Below are 18211 nucleotides of genomic sequence, written 5' to 3' on the forward strand. Positions count from 1 at the left end.
CATGTTCAGCCGTGATTTGACTATTGCCAAGTACGACGCCGATCTCTTTGCCGCCATGGAGCAAGAAGCTCAGCGCCAGGAAGAGCACATTGAGCTGATCGCTTCGGAAAACTACACCAGCCCCGCGGTGATGGAAGCTCAAGGCTCGGTACTGACCAACAAGTACGCCGAAGGCTACCCAGGCAAGCGTTACTACGGTGGTTGCGAGTACGTCGACGTAGTCGAGCAACTGGCCATCGACCGCGCCAAGCAACTGTTCGGTGCCGACTATGCCAACGTCCAGCCGCACGCAGGCTCCCAAGCCAACGCCGCCGTGTACCTGGCGCTGCTGTCGGCCGGTGACACCATCCTGGGCATGAGCCTGGCCCACGGCGGTCACCTGACCCACGGCGCCAGCGTTTCCTCCTCCGGCAAGCTGTACAACGCCATCCAGTACGGCATCGACGGCAACGGCCTGATCGACTACGACGAAGTCGAGCGCCTGGCCCTCGAGCACAAGCCGAAAATGATCGTGGCCGGTTTCTCTGCCTACTCCCAAGTCCTCGACTTCCCGCGTTTCCGCGAGATCGCCGACAAGGTCGGTGCCTACCTGTTCGTCGACATGGCCCACGTTGCCGGCCTGGTCGCCGCTGGCGTCTACCCGAACCCGGTGCCATTCGCCGACGTGGTCACCACCACCACCCACAAGACCCTGCGCGGTCCACGTGGCGGCCTGATCCTGGCTCGCGCCAATGCCGACATCGAGAAGAAACTGAACTCCGCCGTCTTCCCGGGCGCCCAGGGTGGCCCGCTGGAGCACGTGATCGCAGCCAAGGCGATCTGCTTCAAGGAAGCCCTGCAACCTGAGTTCAAGGCTTACCAGCAACAAGTGGTGAAGAATGCCAAGGCCATGGCCGGCGTATTCATCGAGCGCGGTTTCGACGTGGTGTCCGGCGGTACTGAAAACCACCTGTTCCTGCTCTCGCTGATCAAGCAGGAGATCTCCGGCAAAGACGCCGACGCGGCCCTGGGCAAGGCGTTCATCACCGTCAACAAGAACTCGGTGCCAAACGACCCACGCTCTCCGTTCGTCACCTCGGGCCTGCGCTTCGGCACCCCGGCCGTGACCACTCGCGGTTTCAAGGAAGCCGAGTGCAAGGAACTGGCTGGCTGGATCTGCGACATCCTGGCGGACCTGAACAACGAAGCGGTCATCGACGCCGTGCGTGAGAAGGTCAAGGCTATCTGCAAGAAGCTGCCGGTCTACGGCGCTTAACTAGCCCGCTCGAGCGCAGTTGAAAAAGGTCCGCATCGAAAGATGCGGGCCTTTTTTTTGCCTTGCAAAACTGGGCCAAACAACCAACACCATCCGACACTTAATTTCCTGCAATACAGAAAACTCCACACGCAATTAACAAACTCCTACGATCCCTTTTGCCCCAACCTAACTTAATCAATAAAAACAGGACTCAATATTCACATGGACAGTGAACAATCCTTTAATGCAACGCTCAGCATGTTCAACACCCGCGTGAATCTACTGGAAAGGCTGCATGGCAAACCCGCGATGGCGACCATCAGTTCATTCAGCGGTGGATTCTTTACCGGCAAACCCCAAACCCTCGACCACTCAAGCCTGCTCGGGATGCGCGCCGAAGACCAGGCTGTGCAAGGCGAGCCCTTGCGGCTGCACTTGCGGTATACCGCGGGCGGCTACCTCCTGACCCTGAAAAACACCGGTGAACACTACAACAAGCTGATCAGTAAAAGCTGGCTCGACGTGTTTGGCGCACGTGATCCAGACACTCGCAACCCGACTCTTTTCAGTCTGATCGATCATCAGCACAACATCATTACGCGAAAGAACATCAAATCCCGCCATATCCCCATCTCGCTCATGACAGGCAATAAGAAACATGTCGGGGGCTTAAGGGTGCGCGGCTCGCCTTATCTTTATCTTGCCGAGACAGACGAACAGTCAAAAGCGACGTTCATTCTGAGTATTCTCTGAGAAAAGTACTCCCGCTGGGCTGTAGGAGCTGCCGAAGGCTGCGATCTTTTGATCTTGATTTTTCGCTTGCGACTCAATTGCCTGGAACAAGATCGCAGCCTCGTTGCACTCGACAGCTCCTACGCAGCTCCCACCGGCGCAGCGGGAGCAAGCTCGCCACAGTCTCGTGCTATTTCCTTACTGACTCGCTTAGGCAGCTGGCGACAATTTTTTTCTGCCGATCAAACGCTCAAGCACAAGGCTTTCGCCCCAACTGGTAAGACCGGTAAAGCCAAATCATCACAATCGAGCTTGCATCCCCGCAAAAACAGCGCCTAGACTGCGCCTGCACTGGACAAACCGGTAAGACCACAATAATGAAGTCCCGACGCCAGCCCCTCCTCTGGCGAACAAGGACACCGAACCAGGAATCCCTCCCATGCTCAAATGGTGCTCGCGGTCGATCTTCCTTCAAGTTGTCCTCGGACTGGTGCTCGGCATCGTCTGCGGGCTTACCCTTCCCGAATACTCTGCACAGCTCAAACCCCTCGGCGACGGCTTTATCAAGCTGATTAAAATGCTCATCGGCCTGATCGTGTTCTGCGTGGTGGTCAGCGGCATCTCCGGCGCCGGTGATCTCAAGAAGGTCGGGCGCATCGGCCTCAAGTCGGTCATCTACTTCGAAATACTCACCTCCATCGCCCTGGTCATCGGCCTGCTCCTTGCTTTCAGCACAGGCATTGGCAGCGGCGCGAACATCCACCTGGAGCAGCTCTCCAGCGCGGACGTGAACGATATCGCCCAGCGCGGCCAGCACATGGTCACCACCACTCAGTTCCTGATGAACCTGATCCCGACCTCGGTGATCGGAGCGTTTGCGGAAAACAACATCCTGCAGGTGCTCTTGTTTTCAGTGCTGTTTGGCAGTGCGTTGAATCTCGTGGGTGACGCCGCTTCCGGCATTTCACGCCTGATCAACGAACTCAGCCACGTGATCTTCCGCATCATGGGTATGATCGTGCGCCTGGCCCCGATCGGCGTCTTCGGGGCCATTGCCTTCACCACCAGCAAATATGGCCTGGACTCGCTACAGCACCTGGGCAGCCTCGTCGGCCTGTTCTACCTGACCTGCATCGCTTTTGTCGCGGTGGTCCTGGGCGTGGTAATGCGTGTGTCGGGCCTGCCGATGCTGCCGTTCCTCAAATACTTGCGTGAAGAGTTGCTGATCGTACTCGGCACCGCGTCGTCCGACGCCGTGCTGCCCCAGATCATGCGCAAGCTCGAACACCTGGGGATCGGCAGCTCCACCGTGGGCCTGGTCATTCCAACCGGCTACTCGTTCAACCTGGATGGTTTCTCGATTTACCTGACCCTGGCCATTGTTTTCATCGCCAACGCAACCGGTACGCCCTTGGCCATGAGCGATCTGTTGACCATCCTGCTGGTCTCGCTGATCACCTCCAAGGGTGCCCATGGGATTCCCGGCTCGGCGCTGGTGATCCTGGCGGCCACGCTGACCGCGATCCCGGCGATCCCGGTGGTCGGCCTGGTGCTGGTGTTGGCCGTGGATTGGTTCATGGGCATCGGTCGAGCCCTGACCAACCTGATTGGCAACTGCGTGGCCACCGTGGCGATTGCCCGCTGGGAAAAAGACATCGATGTCCCTCGGGCGCGCAAGGTGCTGTCCGGCCAACAAGGCTATACCTTCCAACCCAGGAAACCGGTGGGCAGTGCCCATCACCAGCAATTCTGAAAGACGGCGATGCCGGCCCGCGAGCCGGCATCGCCTGATTGATTACCAAGGAGTCACATGTGATCAGCTCATCGACCGTCGTCAATTCCGTGGTGGAGAAACTCCGCGCCGCCCTCGCCCGGGGCCAGTGGCGCTCGGGCGACATGCTGCCCGGCCAGCGTGAGCTGGCCGAGCAACTGGGCATCAGCCGCCCCAGCCTGCGTGAAGCGGTGATTGTGCTGGAGACCCTGGGCCTGGTGCGCTCGATGCCCGGCAAAGGTGTCGTGGTGCTGGAGGCCAATCTCAACGATGGCGCCAGTGACAGCGGCGCCATGGCCGGCGCGAGCCTGGAGGACCTGCTGCAACTGCGCTACACCCTGGAGCCCTTCATCGTTGGCCTGGTGGCCCAGTCCATCAGCAGCAAGGAGGTCGGCCAGTTGCGCCTGACCCTCATGGACATGCGCGAAGCCCTGGAAGCCAACGACAGCGACGCCTGCGCCAACGCCTACATCGCCTTCCATGAAGAATTGTTTGCCCTGACGTCCAACCCGATCTTCCAGAACGTGGTCCAGCAGACCAGCAACGCCCTCAAGCAAAGCGCCGATGTGTTGCGCAATTCGCCCGAGCACCTGGCAGAACGCCTGGAAGAAAACGAAGCCGTGGTACGTGCCATTCGTGGCAAGAACAGCGCCCAGGCCAGCGCGCAAATGCGCCGGCACATTCTCCGGGAAGGCCAGCGCATGGGCATCGAATTGAACATTCCGGACGACAACCTCGGCACCTGAGCCATTGCCTGTGGAGACCGCCATGAACAACCTCATGCCCCATCAACCAAAGCACAACCGCAACGTGCTGGCCACCCTGCCCCTGCCCGGCCGAGTCGGCAAACCGTCGGTGGAGGATATCTACCCGCGGATCTTCGACGCTATCCTCGAACAGCGCATTGCCCCGGCCAGCCGCTTCACCGAGGAAAGCCTGGGGGACGTGTTCGGCGTCAGCCGCAGCGTCATTCGCCGCGTCCTGGCGCGCCTGTCCCACCAGCAAGTGGTGATCCTGCGGCCCAACCACAGGCCACAAGTCGCCGCGCCGGACCTGGAGCAGACCCGGCAGATCCTCCACGCTCGCCGCTTGGCCGAGCGAACCCTGGTGCGCCTGGCCTGCAACGCGCCACAGCCCAAGGATTTGCAACAGCTGCGCGATCTGGTGGAGCGCGAGCGCCAGTGCCTGGATCGCGGTGAGCGTGGCCCGGCGATACGCCTGTCCGGCGAGTTTCACCTGCAACTGGCCGTCATGGCCGGCAATGCGCCACTGATGCAATTTCTCGGCAGCCTGGTGCCGTTGACCTCGTTGGCCCTGGCCAGACATGAGATCAGGTCCCGCCGGCATTGCGCGTGGCAGGAACACCTGGCGATCATCGACGCCGTGGAAGGCCGCAACGTCAACGAAGCGGTGCGGCTGATGGACGAGCACCTGGACCATCTGGAGCAAAAACTGCTGCTGGCCGCAGGCACGGGTTCGTCACAGTAGAGCGGCTTCGAAGCCGGCGCGGATCTTTTCTTCCGGCAGTTCGTCGGCGATGAACACGATCACGCTTTCCCGGGCTTCGTCTGGCGCCCATTCGGTGTCCCAATCGAAACCGTACAACTTGAGCACACCCTGGAACACCAACCGACGCGGTTCGCCGGCGATGTTCAGCACGCCTTTGTAGCGCAGCAATTGCTTGCCGTGTTCTTCCAGCAACTGGTTCATGAACTCGCTGAGCTTGTCGATATCCAGCGCCTTGTCGGTACGCAGCACCAGGCTGCTGATGCGATCACCTGGGCTGGCCTTGCCGACCGGTCGCAGGCTGAGCCCGGCGCCCAGGTCCGCATTGAGGTTGAAGCCGCGGATGTCGAGCAGCTCGGCCAGGTCGATCTTGCCGTGCTCGACCACCCGGATCGGCGCCCGCCGGTTGATGCGCGTCAGGCGCTCGCCCAGGGCCTGGACCTGGGTCGCGTCCACCAGGTCGGTCTTGCTCAGGAGCAGGCGGTCGGCAAACCCGACCTGGGCCTGGGCGATGGCCTGGGTCAGGTGGACATCGGCATGGGCAGCGTCCACCAGCGTGAGAATGCCGTCGAGGATATAGCGCTCGCGCAGGTCCTCGTCGATGAAGAACGTCTGGGCCACCGGAGCCGGGTCGGCCAGGCCGGTGCATTCGATCACCAGGCGATCGAAGGCAATCTCGCCGCTGTCCAGCCGCTCGAGCAACAGATACAGGGCCTTGGTCAGGTCGGTGTGGATGGTGCAGCACACACAACCGTTGGCCAGGGTCATGACTTGCACCGGCTCGTCGCCCAGCAATTGGGTGTCGATGCCGGCATCGCTGAATTCGTTCTCGATCACGGCGATTTTCAGGCCGTGCTCGGCTTTGAGCAGATGGCGCAACAGCGTGGTCTTGCCGGCGCCGAGAAAGCCGCTGAGGATGGTGACCGGGATGGGAGAGGACAAACTGAATCTCCTTGATACCTGAAAGGGAAGCGGTTTTGTAGGTATGAAAACCCTGAGACTACCCGAAAACAACTGTGGGAGCGGGCTTGCTCGCGAAAGCGGTGTATCAGTCGACTTTAACGTTAACTGACACTCCGCCTTCGCGAGCAAGCCCGCTCCCACATGGGTTTACCTCAACTCAACAGCACTTGGGCCCACCCTTGCCACCGTAACGGGCCTCCTGGCGTTCGCGAAAGAACGCCTCGTAGTCCATCAACGGTTTGTCCGGGTGCTTGGTTCGCATGTGCTCGACGTAGTTGTCGTAGTCGGGCATGCCGACCATCAGGCGGGCGGCCTGACCGAGGTATTTACCCAGGCGACTCAAGTCATTGAACATTGTTGCAATCCCCTATCAAGCGTCCGGCAGAGCCTGGAATGGCGCTTCCTTGTCCGTGCGTTCCTTGGTGCCCCAGGCGGCGATGCCGACCTTGAGCGCGTAGAACAGGATGCTGAAGACCACCAGCAGAAACAACACCGTCAGCGTTGCGTTGGTATAAGCGTTGTACACCACATGCTGCATCTGCTCGATGCTCTTGGCCGGAGCCAGGATCTGGCCGGCGGTCAGGGCATCGTTGTATTTGCGCGCCAGGGCCAGGAAGCCGATCGCCGGGTTGGCGTCGAACAGCTTGATCAGGCCCGCGGTGGTGGTGCAGATCAGCAGCCAGGCCGCCGGCAGCATGGTCACCCAGACGTAGCGCTGGCGCTTCATCTTGATCAGCACCACGGTGGCGAGCATCAGAGCGATACCGGCCAGCATCTGGTTGGAGATGCCGAACAGCGGCCACAAGGTGTTGATGCCACCCAGCGGATCGATCACGCCCTGGTACAGCAGGTAGCCCCACATCGCCACGCAACCGGCGGTGGCGATCAGGTTGGCCGACCAGGATTCGGTGCGCTTGAGCGAAGGCACGAACGAGCCGAGCAAGTCCTGCAACATGAACCGCCCGGCACGGGTGCCGGCGTCCACCGCGGTGAGGATGAACAGCGCTTCGAACAGGATCGCGAAGTGGTACCAGAACGCCATGGTGTTCTCACCCGGCAACACCGAGTGCAGGATCTGCGCGATCCCCACCGCCAGGGTCGGCGCACCGCCGGCACGGGCCAGAACGGTGGTTTCGCCGATGTCCTTGGCCACCGCTTGCAGCGCCTCGGGGGTGATTGCAAAACCCCAGCTGCTGACGGTCTGGGCCACAGCCACCACGTCACCGCCGACGATCGCCGCCGGGCTGTTCATGGCGAAGTACACGCCCGGCTCGATCACCGAAGCGGCCACCATCGCCATGATCGCCACAAAGGACTCCATCAGCATGCCGCCGTAACCGATGTAGCGGGCGTTGGTTTCGTTATCCAAGAGTTTGGGCGTGGTGCCCGAGGAGATCAGCGCGTGGAAGCCCGAGACCGCGCCGCAGGCGATGGTGATGAACAGGAACGGGAACAGCCCGCCCTTCCACACCGGCCCGGTGCCGTCGGTGAACTGGGTCAGCGCCGGCATTTTCAGCTCAGGCATGGTGACCAGGATGCCGATCGCCAGGGCGACGATGGTGCCGATCTTGAGGAAGGTCGACAGGTAGTCCCGCGGCGCCAGGATCAGCCACACCGGCAGCACCGCCGCGACAAAGCCGTAGCCGATCAACATCCAGGTGATCTGGATCCCGGTGAAGGAAAAGGCCTTGGCCCAGACCGGGTCGGCAGCGATCTGCCCGCCCAGCCAGATCGAGCCCAGCAGCAACAGCACGCCGATCACAGAGATTTCACCGATGCGGCCCGGGCGGATGTAGCGCATGTAGATGCCCATGAACATCGCGATCGGGATGGTCGCCATCACCGTGAAGATGCCCCACGGGCTCTCGGCCAGGGCCTTGACCACGATCAGCGCCAGCACCGCGAGGATGATGATCATGATCAGGAAGCAGCCGAACAGCGCGATGGTGCCAGGGATGCGGCCCATTTCCTCGCGCACCATGTCGCCCAGGGAGCGACCGTTGCGACGGGTGGACAGGAACAGGACCATGAAATCCTGCACCGCACCGGCCAGCACCACGCCGGCGATCAGCCAGAGCGTACCGGGCAGGTAGCCCATCTGCGCCGCCAACACCGGCCCGACCAGGGGCCCGGCGCCAGCAATGGCCGCGAAATGGTGGCCGAACAGAATGTGCTTGTTGGTCGGGACGTAGTCCAGGCCATCGTTGTTGAGCACGGCAGGGGTGGCCCGGCGCGCATCGAGTTGCATCACGTTGTTGGCGATGAAGAGGCTGTAGTAGCGGTAGGCGACCAGGTAGATGGCCACGGCTGCGACGACGATCCATAAGGCGTTGATCGCCTCGCCTCGACGCAATGCCACGACACCCAGGGCGCACGCTCCCAGGACGGCCAGCAGTAGCCAGGGTAGATGGCGTAGCAGGCTATTGTTGTTTTTCATTTTTATATTCCAGCCAGGGTGGACAAGAAAGATAGCCACTGGAGTCTAGCCTTAACCCGGACAAAGGCCATACTCGACATTTGTCTCTGTGTTGCCGAACGGTGACGATGCTCGCTCAGTTGGGTCTATAGTCAGTGAATCTCCAGAGGGAACACGTAATGAGCGAACGTCGCCGCTTCGTACGAATAGAATTCCATGCCAAGACCGAGCTGATCCAGGCTCCATTCAAATGGCCGGTTGAACTGCTGGACCTGTCCCTCAAGGGGCTGCTGATCAAAAAACCCGAGCCCTGGCTGGGCAATCCCGAGAAAACCTTTATCGCCGACATTCACCTGAGCAATGAGGTGGAAGTGAAGATGGAAGTTCGCCTGGCCCACGACGACCACGGCCACCTGGGCTTCGTCTGCGAGCATATCGACCTGGATTCCATCGCCCATCTGCGCCGGCTGGTGGAGCTGAACCTGGCCGATCATGATGAGCTGGAGCGGGAATTGGCGGCGTTGATCCAGATTTGAGCTACCCCGCCTCTTTGGCGAGGGGTTCCATGTGGGAGCAAGGCTTGCCCGCGATGGCTGCGATGCGGTCCTTCAAAATCGAGTCGCCTGCATCGCGAGCAAGCTTTGCTCCCACATACATTCCTTGCGCAATTGCCAGCGCTATTCGAACAACGCATCCAGCGCCTGTTCCAGGCGCGTCACGGCAATGATCTGCAACCCCGCCGGCGCTTCCTTCGGCGCATTGCCCTTGGGCACGATGGCGCGTTTGAAGCCATGCTTGGCCGCTTCCTTGAGCCGCTCCTGGCCACTGGGCACCGGCCGCACTTCCCCCGACAGCCCCACTTCGCCGAACACCAACAGATCGTGGGGCAACGGCCGGTTGCGCAGGCTGGACATGACCGCGGCCATCAACGCCAGGTCGGATGCGGTTTCCAGCACCTTGACCCCGCCCACGACGTTGAGGAAAACATCCTGGTCGTGCGTCGGAATCCCGCCGTGTCGATGCAACACCGCCAGCAACATGGCCAACCGATTCTGATCCAGGCCCAGGGTGACCCGGCGCGGGTTCGCCAGATGGCTGTCGTCCACCAGCGCTTGCACTTCGACCAACATCGGCCGGGTGCCTTCCCATGTTGCCATGACCACGCTGCCGGGGACTTCTTCCTGGGCACGCGTCAGAAAGATCGCCGAAGGGTTTGAGACTTCTTTCAAGCCTCTGTCGGTCATGCCGAACACACCCAGCTCGTTGACGGCGCCAAAGCGGTTCTTCACCGCCCGCAGCAAACGCAGGCGTCCGTCGGATTCGCCCTCGAAATACAACACCGTATCGACCATGTGTTCCAGCACCCGCGGCCCCGCCAGTGCGCCCTCCTTGGTGACGTGGCCCACCAGGAAAATCGCCGTGCCACTCTGCTTGGCGTAGCGCACCAGCAACGCCGCGCTTTCGCGCACCTGGGACACGCCGCCCGGTGCCGATTGCAGCTGTTCGGTGAAAATGGTCTGGATCGAGTCGATCACCATCACCTTGGGTTTTTCCAGGCGCGCCGTGGCGATGATGGTCTCGATGCAGGTTTCGGTCATGACCCGCAACTGGTCCTGGGGCAAGCCCAGGCGTCGGGCGCGCATGGCGACTTGCTGCTGGGACTCTTCGCCAGTGACATACAGTGCCGGCATGCGGGTGGCGAGGTTGCACAAGGTTTGCAACAAGATGGTGGATTTGCCGATGCCCGGATCGCCGCCGATCAGCACCACCGAACCGTCCACCAGGCCGCCGCCCAGCACGCGGTCCAGCTCACCGGAGGCGGTGGAGAAACGCGGAATTTCTTCAACGCTGACTTCGGCCAGGGTCTTGATCTGCGCCTGCTGACCAGCCCAGCCCGTGCGACCGGTGGGTGCCGCCGCACCGCCGCTTTCCACCATGGTTTCAGTCAGGGTGTTCCAGGCCCCGCATTCGCTGCACTGGCCGGCCCATTTGGGAAAGGTCGAGCCGCACTCGGTGCAGCCGTACATGCGCTTTGCCTTGGCCATCTGAACTCCGGGATAAAAACCGCGATGATAGCCCAGCCAAGGTTCACTGAGGGGCCGGCATTCTGATTTCACCCTTGGCCAGATCCACCGCGGTGTTGCCCAACGGGTCCTGGGCCTGCAGGTCGGCGCCCTTGGCCTTCAAGGCATCGAGCAATTCATCACGTTTGAACAGACCGGCGTACATCGCCGCGGTCTGTCCGGCACCGTTGCGTTGGTCCGGGCTGCAATCGGTGGACAACAAACGCCGCGCAATCTGCACTTCGCCCTTGAAAATGGCGCCCATCAACGCCGTGTTACCACGTTTGTCCTGGGCACAGGCATCGGCGCCGGCGGCCAGCAGCCGCTCCACCGCCGGGCCGTGGCCGTGATAGGCCGCCAGGATCAGCGCGGTGTAGCCTTTCTCATCCCGGGTATCGAGCGAATAACCGGCCTCGATAAAGGTCTCGAGCATCGGCATATCGCCGCGGCGAGCGGCGTCGAAGTAATAGTTGTGCAACTGTTCTTGTACGGCGGCCGGTTCGGTGGGTATTGGCTGATCGGCCAGTACGCTCAGTGACCAGGTCGCGAACATCGATAAAAGAAATCTGCGCATCATGACGTCTCCTCTGGCAGATGACTGTGGGGGCATGGTTGTGGGAGCAAGGCTTGCCCGCGATGCCGACAACTCGGTCTGGTTTCAGTCCCCAGCACCTGTCTCGCGAGCAAGCTTTGCTCCCACAGGTCATGCCCCTACCCGGCGGCGGATCAGTCGGTCAGTTTTTCCGCCAGGGCCTTGACCCGGGCCAAGTCGCCTTTGGCGACACGGGCCACGCCAGTGCCGTACTCGGGGTCAGCCTTGTAGAGGAACGACAGGATGATGTGCTTGCTCTCGTCATCGGTGGTCGCCAAAGAGCCGCCGAAGCTGTCGATCAGGTCATCGCGCTCTTTCTTGCTGAACGAACGATACAAATCACCAGCCTGCTTGAAGTTCTGCTCACGCTGGATCTTCGCCTGCTGAGTGCTACCGCTCAGCGCGGCCTGGCTGTAGCGTGCCGCTTGTGGTTCTTCACGCGGCGTCAGGCGACTGGGCTGATAATTCACCCCGGTGCTGGTGCTGCCTGAGTTCATCGCACCGTCCTGGTTACCGTTGTTCACCGCCACCTTGGGGGCGTTGATCGGCAATTGCAGGGCATTGGCGCCTATCCGGTACATCTGCGTGTCAGCGTAGGAAAATACTCGCCCCTGGAGCAAACGATCCTCGGAAGGTTCGATACCCGGTACAAGATTGGCCGGCGCCATGGCCACCTGCTCGGTTTCCTGGAAGACATTCGCCGGGTTGCGGTTCAAGACCATTTGCCCGACTTTTCGCTCAGGCACGCCCGGCCATATCTTGGTCGCATCCAGTGGGTCGAAGTCGAACTTGGCAAGGTCCCGTGGATTGAGCACCTGGACGTACAAGTCCCACTTCGGGAAGTCGCCCTTATCAATATGACTCACCAGATCATTTGTCATATGGCTGTAATCTTGACCCTGAACTTTCACAACTTCTTTCGGATCGAGATTTTTCAAGCCCTGCAAACTTTTCCAATGAAACTTAACGTAATGAACTTCACCCTTGGCGTTAACCAGTTTGTAGGCATGTACACCATTACCGTCCATCTCACGATAACTGGCCGGTGTCCCGGAGTTGGAATACAACTCGGTCAGGGTACGGGTCGATTCTGGAACATGGGAGAAGAAATCGAATCGGCGTGAATCATCGTCCAGATTAGTCCGTGGGTCAGGTTTGAAGGCGTGGACCATGTCTGGAAACTTGATGGCATCGCGGATAAAAAAGGTCGGGAAGTTGTTCCCTACCAAGTCCCAATTACCGTCGGCGGTGTAGAACTTCGTGGCGAAACCACGGGGGTCGCGCAGGGTTTCCGGCGAATGATTGCCGTGCACCACGGCAGAAAAACGCACGAACACTGGCGTGACCTGGCCTGCGGCAAAGACCTTGGCCTTGGTCAGGTCGCTGAGATCGTCGGAAACCGTGAAGGTGCCGTGGGCGCCGGTGCCGCGGGCATGCACCACGCGCTCGGGGATGCGTTCACGGTCAAAGCGCTGGAGCTTCTGGATCAACTGCACGTCTTGCAACAGGGTCGGGCCGTTGGGGCCTGCCGTTTGCGAGTTCTGGTTGTCGCCGACAGCCGCACCGTTGTCCCGGGTCAGGGTGGCCGCGTTGACAGACAAGGACAAAAGGCTCGCGGTCAGCACAAAAAAAGCGCGGCAATGGGAATAAGCCCCGTGGCCAAGGGAAGTGTTCATAGGCGTGTTCCTCTGATGTTATAGAGCGCATCCATGTGCGCCATCCAGAGGCTAGTGCTCGAAAAAGGAAAACCTAAATAGAAATACCGTACCGCGCCGATAGAAAAAACGTTGAGGGGCGCCAGGCTGAAACCGCGTATCACGCGCGATTGATGGCACTTTGAAAACTTTTCACCCGGGACCGGGTCGATAACTGAAGCTTTGTAAGCTGGCGTTTCGAGCAGGACTCGTTGGGCTGATTTACACTGCCACTCATCTTTCATCTGTCACAAGGAATAGCTCATGGGCGTGCTAAGCGAGTTCAAGGCCTTCGCGGTCAAAGGCAATGTCGTCGACATGGCCGTCGGGATCATCATCGGTGCCGCTTTCGGCAAAATCGTTTCGTCATTCGTTGGCGATGTGATCATGCCCCCCCTCGGCCTGCTGATCGGTGGGGTGGACTTCAGTGACCTGGCCATCACCCTCAAGGCCGCCCAGGGTGATGCGCCCGCCGTGCTCCTGGCCTACGGTAAATTCATCCAGAGCACCATCGACTTCATCATCGTGGCGTTTGCCATTTTCATGGGCGTCAAGGCCATCAACCGCCTCAAGCGCGAAGAAGCCGTAGCCCCCAGCGCGCCTCCGGTTCCAACCAAGGAAGAACTGCTGCTCAGTGAGATTCGCGATCTGCTCAAGGCCCAGAACGAGCGGCCCTGAGGCAGTCAGTCACTGACACCTCTTGCTCCCGCCGGGTGTAGGAGCTGCCGCAGGCTGCGATCTTTTGATCTTGATCTTGATCTTGATCTTTCGCTTGAGATTCAAGCGCCAGGGGAAAGATCGCAGCCTCGTTGCACTCGACAGCTCCTACACAGCTCCTACACAGCTCCTAGACCGCTCCTACACAGCTCCTACACTGCGCCTACATGCATGGGGCAACCCGTCTTTTCCTACCAGTAGTTTTCCACCGCCACCTGGCCTGGCCGGCGGGTCAGGCTCAGTTGTAGCCCTCTGGCCTTGAGCAACTTGCGCGTGTCATCGATCATTTGCGGATTGCCGCACAGCATCACTCGCGAATGTTCCGGCGTCAGTGCCACGCCAGCTGCCCGCTCCAGCTCGCCATTTTCGATCAGCGTGGTGATGCGCCCACTGAGCGCCACCGGATGCTGCTCACGGGTGACGGTCGCAATGAAACGGAACTTATGAGCGTACTCGGCCAGGTAGTCGCGCTGGGGCAGTTCCTTGATCAGCTCCTGATACGCCAGTTCCCGCGCCTCGCGCACGCTATATACCAGGATGATCCGCTCGAATTTTTCCCAGGCCTCAAAATCCTGGAGGATAGAAAGAAACGGCGCCACACCTGTTCCCGTAGACAACAGCCACAAATCCCGACCATCGACAAAGCGATCCAGTGTCAGATAGCCGAAAGCCTGGCGATCGACCAACAGTTCGTCACCTGGCTGCAGGCGGCTGAGCTCACTGGTGAACTCGCCATCGGGAACCACGATGGAAAAGAACTCGAGGAACTCGTCGAACGGCGAAGACACCATGGAATACGCCCGCCAGACGGTGGTCCCGTCCGCCTTGACGACCCCCAGCCGGGCAAACTGACCGGCCCGGAAGCGAAAGCCGCGGTCCCGGGTCACGCGCAAAGTAAACAAATGAGGCGTCAACGGCTGGACATCGAGCAGGGTTTGGCGGGTGAACTTCTCTGCGCTATCGGTCATGAGTCACTCCAATGGGTCGAGACTTGCAGTGTCCCGCAAAGCGAGCGTCTTCACCACCGATGACGAATAATGGCACTTTGGCCGCAAACCGCGCTTGCTCAATAAAAACTTTTTCCTAACTTATACAAACTGCAAAATTCTGTAAAAAAATCGACTAAAAAAACTTATTTGCTTAAACATTTCAACTGTAAGAAAACAAAAAAATCTCACTACAAAGTAAGAAAAGTCCTACACTAAAATTTCGCATTACGGATTGGATCCACAAGGATTAATCAACCCAGGAGACAGCGATGGACAAGTGGAAAGACTTGACACTGAGAAAGTTATCCTGTGAAAAAGACCTTCAGACGGCCTATCGTCTGGTACTTAATTTCTTTAACAATCAAGGATTTGAATATTGCGCATTCGCAGCCTATCTCGGAAATCCCGACAAGCACACCAGCAAGGTGAGCCTCAATAACTACCCTTATGGATGGGATAGACTTTATGAACAAAATGGTTATGTCTCGAACGACCCCTTAGTAGCACATTGCAATCAATCATCGCTTCCAATCCTGTGGAATGAGACTGTCTTTGCCCAGGCCCCCAAGTTGTGGCGAGAACTTAATAGACAGGGACTCAAGCACGGCTGGACCCAGTCCGTTCATGACGAACAAGGGATGCAGTGCAGTCTGTTCAGTCTCGCACGAACCCATTGTCCCATCGATATCGAGGAGCACTATGCAAATCTCGGCTACGCCATTTTTGCCAGTCAGCGGCTGCATGCACTTGCCAGCAAAAAACTGTCCGACGCCATCGTGGTCAAGCAGAACTATCACTTGTCACCGAGAGAAATCGAAGTGCTGAGATGGTCTGCCGAAGGCAAGACGGCGTCGGAAGTGGGCAGGATTCTCTGTCTTTCCGAACGGACCGTGAATTTCCATGTGTGCAGTTGCATGCGAAAACTGAACGTCAGCAATAAAATTTCAGCGGTGGCAAAAGCCGCCCAGATCCATGTGATCTGAACAGTGGAGTGACAGTGCCGGGCAAAAAAACCCGCGAGTAATGTGCAACAAAAAAACGTACCATTTACGGCTCCACTTGGATGATGCCGCTTCTTGCACGCGACGCAGTTCATTCAGGCGGTCCCGCACAGACACCTACCTCCAGGCAGCGGGACATTCGTTGATCTCCAGAGTCCCCAGCCATGCCCCTGCTCGACAGTCCCTTCGCCCAACTCGACCTGATCCGCCAACCCGAACAGCAGAACGAACCGCTGCAAGCCTTCGATGCGGCCGATGAATACCTGCTCGCGTACCTGGCCGAACAACAGCCGAGCGTGCAGACTCGGGTCCTGGTGCTCAATGACGGCTTTGGCGCCCTGGCGGCCAGCCTGGCGGGCAACGTCCTGGTGACCAGCAGCGGCGATTCCTTCCTGGCATTGCAGGCGCTGGAGAAAAACCTGGTGCGCAACGGCCGCCCCTTCGATGCGGTGCCGACGTTGCCTGCCAGCGAACCGCTGACTGGCCCGTTCGATCGCGTCCTGGTCAAAGTGCCGAAAACCCTGGCCTTGCTGGAAGAACAACTGATTCGCCTGCAAGGCCAACTCGCGCCAGGCGCCCAAGTGATTGCCGGGGCCATGATCAAGCACCTGCCCCGGGCCGCTGGCGATTTGTTGGAGCGGTATATCGGCCCGGTGCAGGCCTCCCTGGCGGTGAAAAAAGCGCGGCTGTTGATTGCCACGCCACAAGCCAGTTCCTCACAAAGCAGTGCACCGACCGTATCGCCCTATCCCACGCGCTACTGGCTGGACGAGCCGAAGATCGAACTGCTCAACCATGCCAATGTGTTCTGCCGCGAAGGCCTGGACATCGGCACCCGCGCGTTCCTGCCACATCTGCCGAAAAACCTCGGGACGGCCCGGGTCGCGGACCTGGGATGCGGCAACGGCGTGCTGGCCATCGCCAGTGCCCTGCAAAACCCCGAGGCCCTCTACACCCTGGTGGACGAGTCCTATATGGCCGTGCAATCGGCCGCCGAGAATTGGCGTGCGGCCCTGGGCGAACGCGAAGTGATCATCCGAGCCGGTGATGGCCTGGCTGGGCAAGAGGCGCAGTCACTGGACGTGGTGTTGTGCAATCCGCCCTTCCACCAGCAGCAGGTGGTGGGCGATTTCCTCGCCTGGCGGATGTTCCAGCAGGCTCGCGAAGCGCTGGTGGTAGGCGGCGCGTTGTACATCGTCGGCAACCGGCACCTGGGTTACCACAGCAAATTGGCGCGGCTGTTCCGCGGCGTCGAGCAAGTGGCCGCCACACCGAAATTCGTGATCCTCAAGGCCCGCAAGTAAAGGGTCCTTTGTGGGAGCAAACGCTTGCTCCCACAAAAATTTCAGTGAGTGGTCAGGCCTGCGGCATTCATGAACATCCGCATCAGGCTGGCGACGATGAACAGCGCCAGCACACTGCCGGTCCAGATCAACGCCAGCCAGCCGAGCCGCTGCCAGAGTGGCTTGCGTTCGGCGGCCTCGATGTCTTTCAAGTCAGGTTTGGCCATGCTCGACGCCCTCAATGGTAGCCGTCGTCGTGGGTCACCTTGCCGCGGAACACGTAGTAGCTCCAGAAGGTGTACACCAGGATCAACGGGATGATGAACAGCGTGCCCACCAGCATGAAGCCCTGGCTCTGGGGCGGTGACGAGGCGTCCCAGATCGAGATGGACGGCGGCACGATGTTCGGCCACAGGCTGATGCCCAAGCCGCTGTAGCCGAGGAAGATCAGTACCAGGGTCAGGATGAAGGGCGTGTAGTTGGCATTGCGTGCCACCGCGCGGAACAAACCGTACATGGTCACCAGCACCAGGATCGGCACCGGCAAGAACCAGAACAGATTCGGCAAGGTGAACCAGCGGGCCGCGATGTCCGCATGGGCCAGTGGTGTCCAGATGCTGACGATGCCGATCACCGCCAGCACCACGATCGCCAGCGGCCGGGCCAGGTCATGCATCTGCTCTTGCAACTTGCCCTCGGTCTTCATGATCAGCCAGGTGCAACCGAGCAGCGCGTAGGCGGCGATCAACGCCAGGCCACAGAACATGGTGAATGGCGTGAACCAGTCCAAGGAACCGCCGGCGAACTGGCGGTTGACCACCTCGAAGCCGTCGATGAACGCTCCCAGCGCCACGCCCTGGAAGAAGGTGGCCGTCAGCGAACCGCCAATGAATGCCTTGTCCCAGAGATGACGCTTCTCAGCCTTGGCCTTGAAGCGGAACTCAAAGGCCACGCCGCGGAAGATCAAGCCGATGAGCATCAGGATCAACGGCAGGTACAGCGCCGAGAGCACCACCGAATAAGCCAGCGGAAACGCCCCGAACAACCCGGCACCGCCCAGCACCAGCCAGGTTTCGTTACCGTCCCAGACCGGTGCCACGGTGTTCATCATCACGTCACGGTCGCGTTCGCCCTTGACGAAGGGGAAGAGAATGCCGATCCCCAGGTCGAAGCCGTCCATGACCACGTACATCATGATGCCGAAGATGATGACCACGGCCCAGATCAGCGGAAGATCAATACCCATG

18 protein-coding genes are annotated in these 18211 nt (G+C 59.9%); 9 read left to right on the forward strand and 9 right to left on the reverse strand.

Going from position 1 to position 18211, the window contains the following annotated elements; genetic code table 11:
- Nucleotide 1: 1 nt before the first annotated feature.
- The 5 genes from glyA to GFU70_RS24650 all read left to right on the forward strand — a co-directional run bounded on the left by glyA (nt 2) and on the right by GFU70_RS24650 (nt 5228).
- Nucleotides 2-1255 (forward strand): serine hydroxymethyltransferase, encoded by a 1254-nt coding sequence (gene glyA, locus GFU70_RS24630; RefSeq protein WP_058544066.1) that lies wholly within the window; start codon nt 2-4, stop codon nt 1253-1255.
- A 204-nt stretch (nt 1256-1459) separates the two neighbouring features.
- Complete coding sequence (locus GFU70_RS24635; protein WP_153388927.1) at nt 1460-1990, forward strand: hypothetical protein; 531 nt, start codon at nt 1460-1462, stop codon at nt 1988-1990.
- A 418-nt stretch (nt 1991-2408) separates the two neighbouring features.
- Nucleotides 2409-3722 (forward strand): C4-dicarboxylate transporter DctA, encoded by a 1314-nt coding sequence (locus GFU70_RS24640; RefSeq protein ID WP_153388928.1) that lies wholly within the window; start codon nt 2409-2411, stop codon nt 3720-3722.
- A 59-nt stretch (nt 3723-3781) separates the two neighbouring features.
- The gene (locus tag GFU70_RS24645) at nt 3782-4486 is read left to right on the forward strand and encodes a FadR/GntR family transcriptional regulator (protein ID WP_058544063.1); all 705 of its coding nucleotides are present in this window, start codon (nt 3782-3784) and stop codon (nt 4484-4486) included.
- A gap of 22 nt (nt 4487-4508) precedes the next feature.
- Nucleotides 4509-5228 (forward strand): GntR family transcriptional regulator, encoded by a 720-nt coding sequence (locus GFU70_RS24650; RefSeq protein ID WP_116641300.1) that lies wholly within the window; start codon nt 4509-4511, stop codon nt 5226-5228.
- On the opposite strand, the gene yjiA is transcribed toward GFU70_RS24650, so the two are convergent.
- The 3 genes from yjiA to GFU70_RS24665 all read right to left on the reverse strand — a co-directional run bounded on the left by yjiA (nt 5220) and on the right by GFU70_RS24665 (nt 8646).
- Nucleotides 5220-6188 (reverse strand): GTPase, encoded by a 969-nt coding sequence (yjiA, locus tag GFU70_RS24655; RefSeq protein WP_058544062.1) that lies wholly within the window; start codon nt 6186-6188, stop codon nt 5220-5222. The genes GFU70_RS24650 and yjiA overlap by 9 nt on opposite strands.
- A gap of 178 nt (nt 6189-6366) precedes the next feature.
- The gene (locus GFU70_RS24660) at nt 6367-6564 is read right to left on the reverse strand and encodes a YbdD/YjiX family protein (RefSeq protein ID WP_153388929.1); all 198 of its coding nucleotides are present in this window, start codon (nt 6562-6564) and stop codon (nt 6367-6369) included.
- 15 nt (nt 6565-6579) lie between these two features.
- Nucleotides 6580-8646, reverse strand: coding sequence for a carbon starvation CstA family protein (locus tag GFU70_RS24665; protein ID WP_153388930.1), 2067 nt, complete (start codon nt 8644-8646; stop codon nt 6580-6582).
- Nucleotides 8647-8804: 158 nt separating this feature from the next.
- Between GFU70_RS24665 and GFU70_RS24670 the strand changes: the two genes are divergently transcribed.
- Nucleotides 8805-9161 (forward strand): PilZ domain-containing protein, encoded by a 357-nt coding sequence (locus GFU70_RS24670; protein WP_058544500.1) that lies wholly within the window; start codon nt 8805-8807, stop codon nt 9159-9161.
- A 141-nt stretch (nt 9162-9302) separates the two neighbouring features.
- Here GFU70_RS24670 and radA read toward each other — a convergent pair whose 3' ends face one another.
- From radA to katB, 3 genes are all read right to left on the reverse strand, one after another.
- A complete protein-coding gene (radA, locus tag GFU70_RS24675; RefSeq protein ID WP_030140305.1) occupies nt 9303-10670 on the reverse strand; it encodes a DNA repair protein RadA in 1368 nt (455 codons plus the stop codon).
- Nucleotides 10671-10713: 43 nt separating this feature from the next.
- A complete protein-coding gene (locus tag GFU70_RS24680; protein WP_058542553.1) occupies nt 10714-11262 on the reverse strand; it encodes an ankyrin repeat domain-containing protein in 549 nt (182 codons plus the stop codon).
- A 152-nt stretch (nt 11263-11414) separates the two neighbouring features.
- Nucleotides 11415-12956, reverse strand: coding sequence for a catalase KatB (gene katB, locus GFU70_RS24685; RefSeq protein ID WP_153388931.1), 1542 nt, complete (start codon nt 12954-12956; stop codon nt 11415-11417).
- A gap of 282 nt (nt 12957-13238) precedes the next feature.
- Here katB and mscL point away from each other — a divergent pair, with 282 nt between their 5' ends.
- Complete coding sequence (gene mscL / locus GFU70_RS24690; RefSeq protein ID WP_058542551.1) at nt 13239-13652, forward strand: large-conductance mechanosensitive channel protein MscL; 414 nt, start codon at nt 13239-13241, stop codon at nt 13650-13652.
- Nucleotides 13653-13882: 230 nt separating this feature from the next.
- On the opposite strand, the gene GFU70_RS24695 is transcribed toward mscL, so the two are convergent.
- Nucleotides 13883-14659, reverse strand: coding sequence for a ferredoxin--NADP reductase (locus tag GFU70_RS24695; RefSeq protein WP_153388932.1), 777 nt, complete (start codon nt 14657-14659; stop codon nt 13883-13885).
- A 290-nt stretch (nt 14660-14949) separates the two neighbouring features.
- Here GFU70_RS24695 and GFU70_RS24700 point away from each other — a divergent pair, with 290 nt between their 5' ends.
- Together GFU70_RS24700 and GFU70_RS24705 are read left to right on the forward strand one after the other, a co-directional pair.
- Nucleotides 14950-15663 carry an autoinducer binding domain-containing protein gene (locus GFU70_RS24700; RefSeq protein ID WP_058542549.1) on the forward strand — a complete coding sequence of 238 codons (714 nt, stop codon included), beginning with the start codon at nt 14950-14952 and terminating at the stop codon, nt 15661-15663.
- 182 nt (nt 15664-15845) lie between these two features.
- A complete protein-coding gene (locus tag GFU70_RS24705) occupies nt 15846-16985 on the forward strand; it encodes a methyltransferase (RefSeq protein ID WP_058542548.1) in 1140 nt (379 codons plus the stop codon).
- 41 nt (nt 16986-17026) lie between these two features.
- On the opposite strand, the gene GFU70_RS24710 is transcribed toward GFU70_RS24705, so the two are convergent.
- The gene (locus GFU70_RS24710; RefSeq protein ID WP_064503198.1) at nt 17027-17191 is read right to left on the reverse strand and encodes a DUF2474 domain-containing protein; all 165 of its coding nucleotides are present in this window, start codon (nt 17189-17191) and stop codon (nt 17027-17029) included.
- An 11-nt stretch (nt 17192-17202) separates the two neighbouring features.
- Complete coding sequence (gene cydB / locus GFU70_RS24715) at nt 17203-18210, reverse strand: cytochrome d ubiquinol oxidase subunit II (protein ID WP_116641296.1); 1008 nt, start codon at nt 18208-18210, stop codon at nt 17203-17205.
- Between the last annotated feature and the right edge of the window lies 1 nt (nt 18211).

The sequence above is a fragment of the Pseudomonas brassicacearum genome, from assembly GCF_009601685.2.
Lineage (GTDB): Bacteria > Pseudomonadota > Gammaproteobacteria > Pseudomonadales > Pseudomonadaceae > Aquipseudomonas > Aquipseudomonas kilonensis_B.

Bases quoted from the DNA above. Each gene is read 5' to 3' on its own strand.
- glyA (WP_058544066.1), top strand. From the start codon at position 2: ATGTTCAGCCGTGATTTGACTATTGCCAAGTACGACGCCGATCTCTTT.
- katB (WP_153388931.1), bottom strand. From the start codon at position 12,956: ATGAACACTTCCCTTGGCCACGGGGCTTATTCCCATTGCCGCGCTTTT.
- GFU70_RS24650 (WP_116641300.1), top strand. From the start codon at position 4,509: ATGAACAACCTCATGCCCCATCAACCAAAGCACAACCGCAACGTGCTG.
- GFU70_RS24660 (WP_153388929.1), bottom strand. From the start codon at position 6,564: ATGTTCAATGACTTGAGTCGCCTGGGTAAATACCTCGGTCAGGCCGCC.
- GFU70_RS24670 (WP_058544500.1), top strand. From the start codon at position 8,805: ATGAGCGAACGTCGCCGCTTCGTACGAATAGAATTCCATGCCAAGACC.
- GFU70_RS24665 (WP_153388930.1), bottom strand. From the start codon at position 8,646: ATGAAAAACAACAATAGCCTGCTACGCCATCTACCCTGGCTACTGCTG.
- GFU70_RS24705 (WP_058542548.1), top strand. From the start codon at position 15,846: ATGCCCCTGCTCGACAGTCCCTTCGCCCAACTCGACCTGATCCGCCAA.
- cydB (WP_116641296.1), bottom strand. From the start codon at position 18,210: ATGGGTATTGATCTTCCGCTGATCTGGGCCGTGGTCATCATCTTCGGC.
- GFU70_RS24700 (WP_058542549.1), top strand. From the start codon at position 14,950: ATGGACAAGTGGAAAGACTTGACACTGAGAAAGTTATCCTGTGAAAAA.
- GFU70_RS24680 (WP_058542553.1), bottom strand. From the start codon at position 11,262: ATGCGCAGATTTCTTTTATCGATGTTCGCGACCTGGTCACTGAGCGTA.
- GFU70_RS24695 (WP_153388932.1), bottom strand. From the start codon at position 14,659: ATGACCGATAGCGCAGAGAAGTTCACCCGCCAAACCCTGCTCGATGTC.
- GFU70_RS24640 (WP_153388928.1), top strand. From the start codon at position 2,409: ATGCTCAAATGGTGCTCGCGGTCGATCTTCCTTCAAGTTGTCCTCGGA.
- radA (WP_030140305.1), bottom strand. From the start codon at position 10,670: ATGGCCAAGGCAAAGCGCATGTACGGCTGCACCGAGTGCGGCTCGACC.
- mscL (WP_058542551.1), top strand. From the start codon at position 13,239: ATGGGCGTGCTAAGCGAGTTCAAGGCCTTCGCGGTCAAAGGCAATGTC.
- GFU70_RS24710 (WP_064503198.1), bottom strand. From the start codon at position 17,191: ATGGCCAAACCTGACTTGAAAGACATCGAGGCCGCCGAACGCAAGCCA.
- GFU70_RS24635 (WP_153388927.1), top strand. From the start codon at position 1,460: ATGGACAGTGAACAATCCTTTAATGCAACGCTCAGCATGTTCAACACC.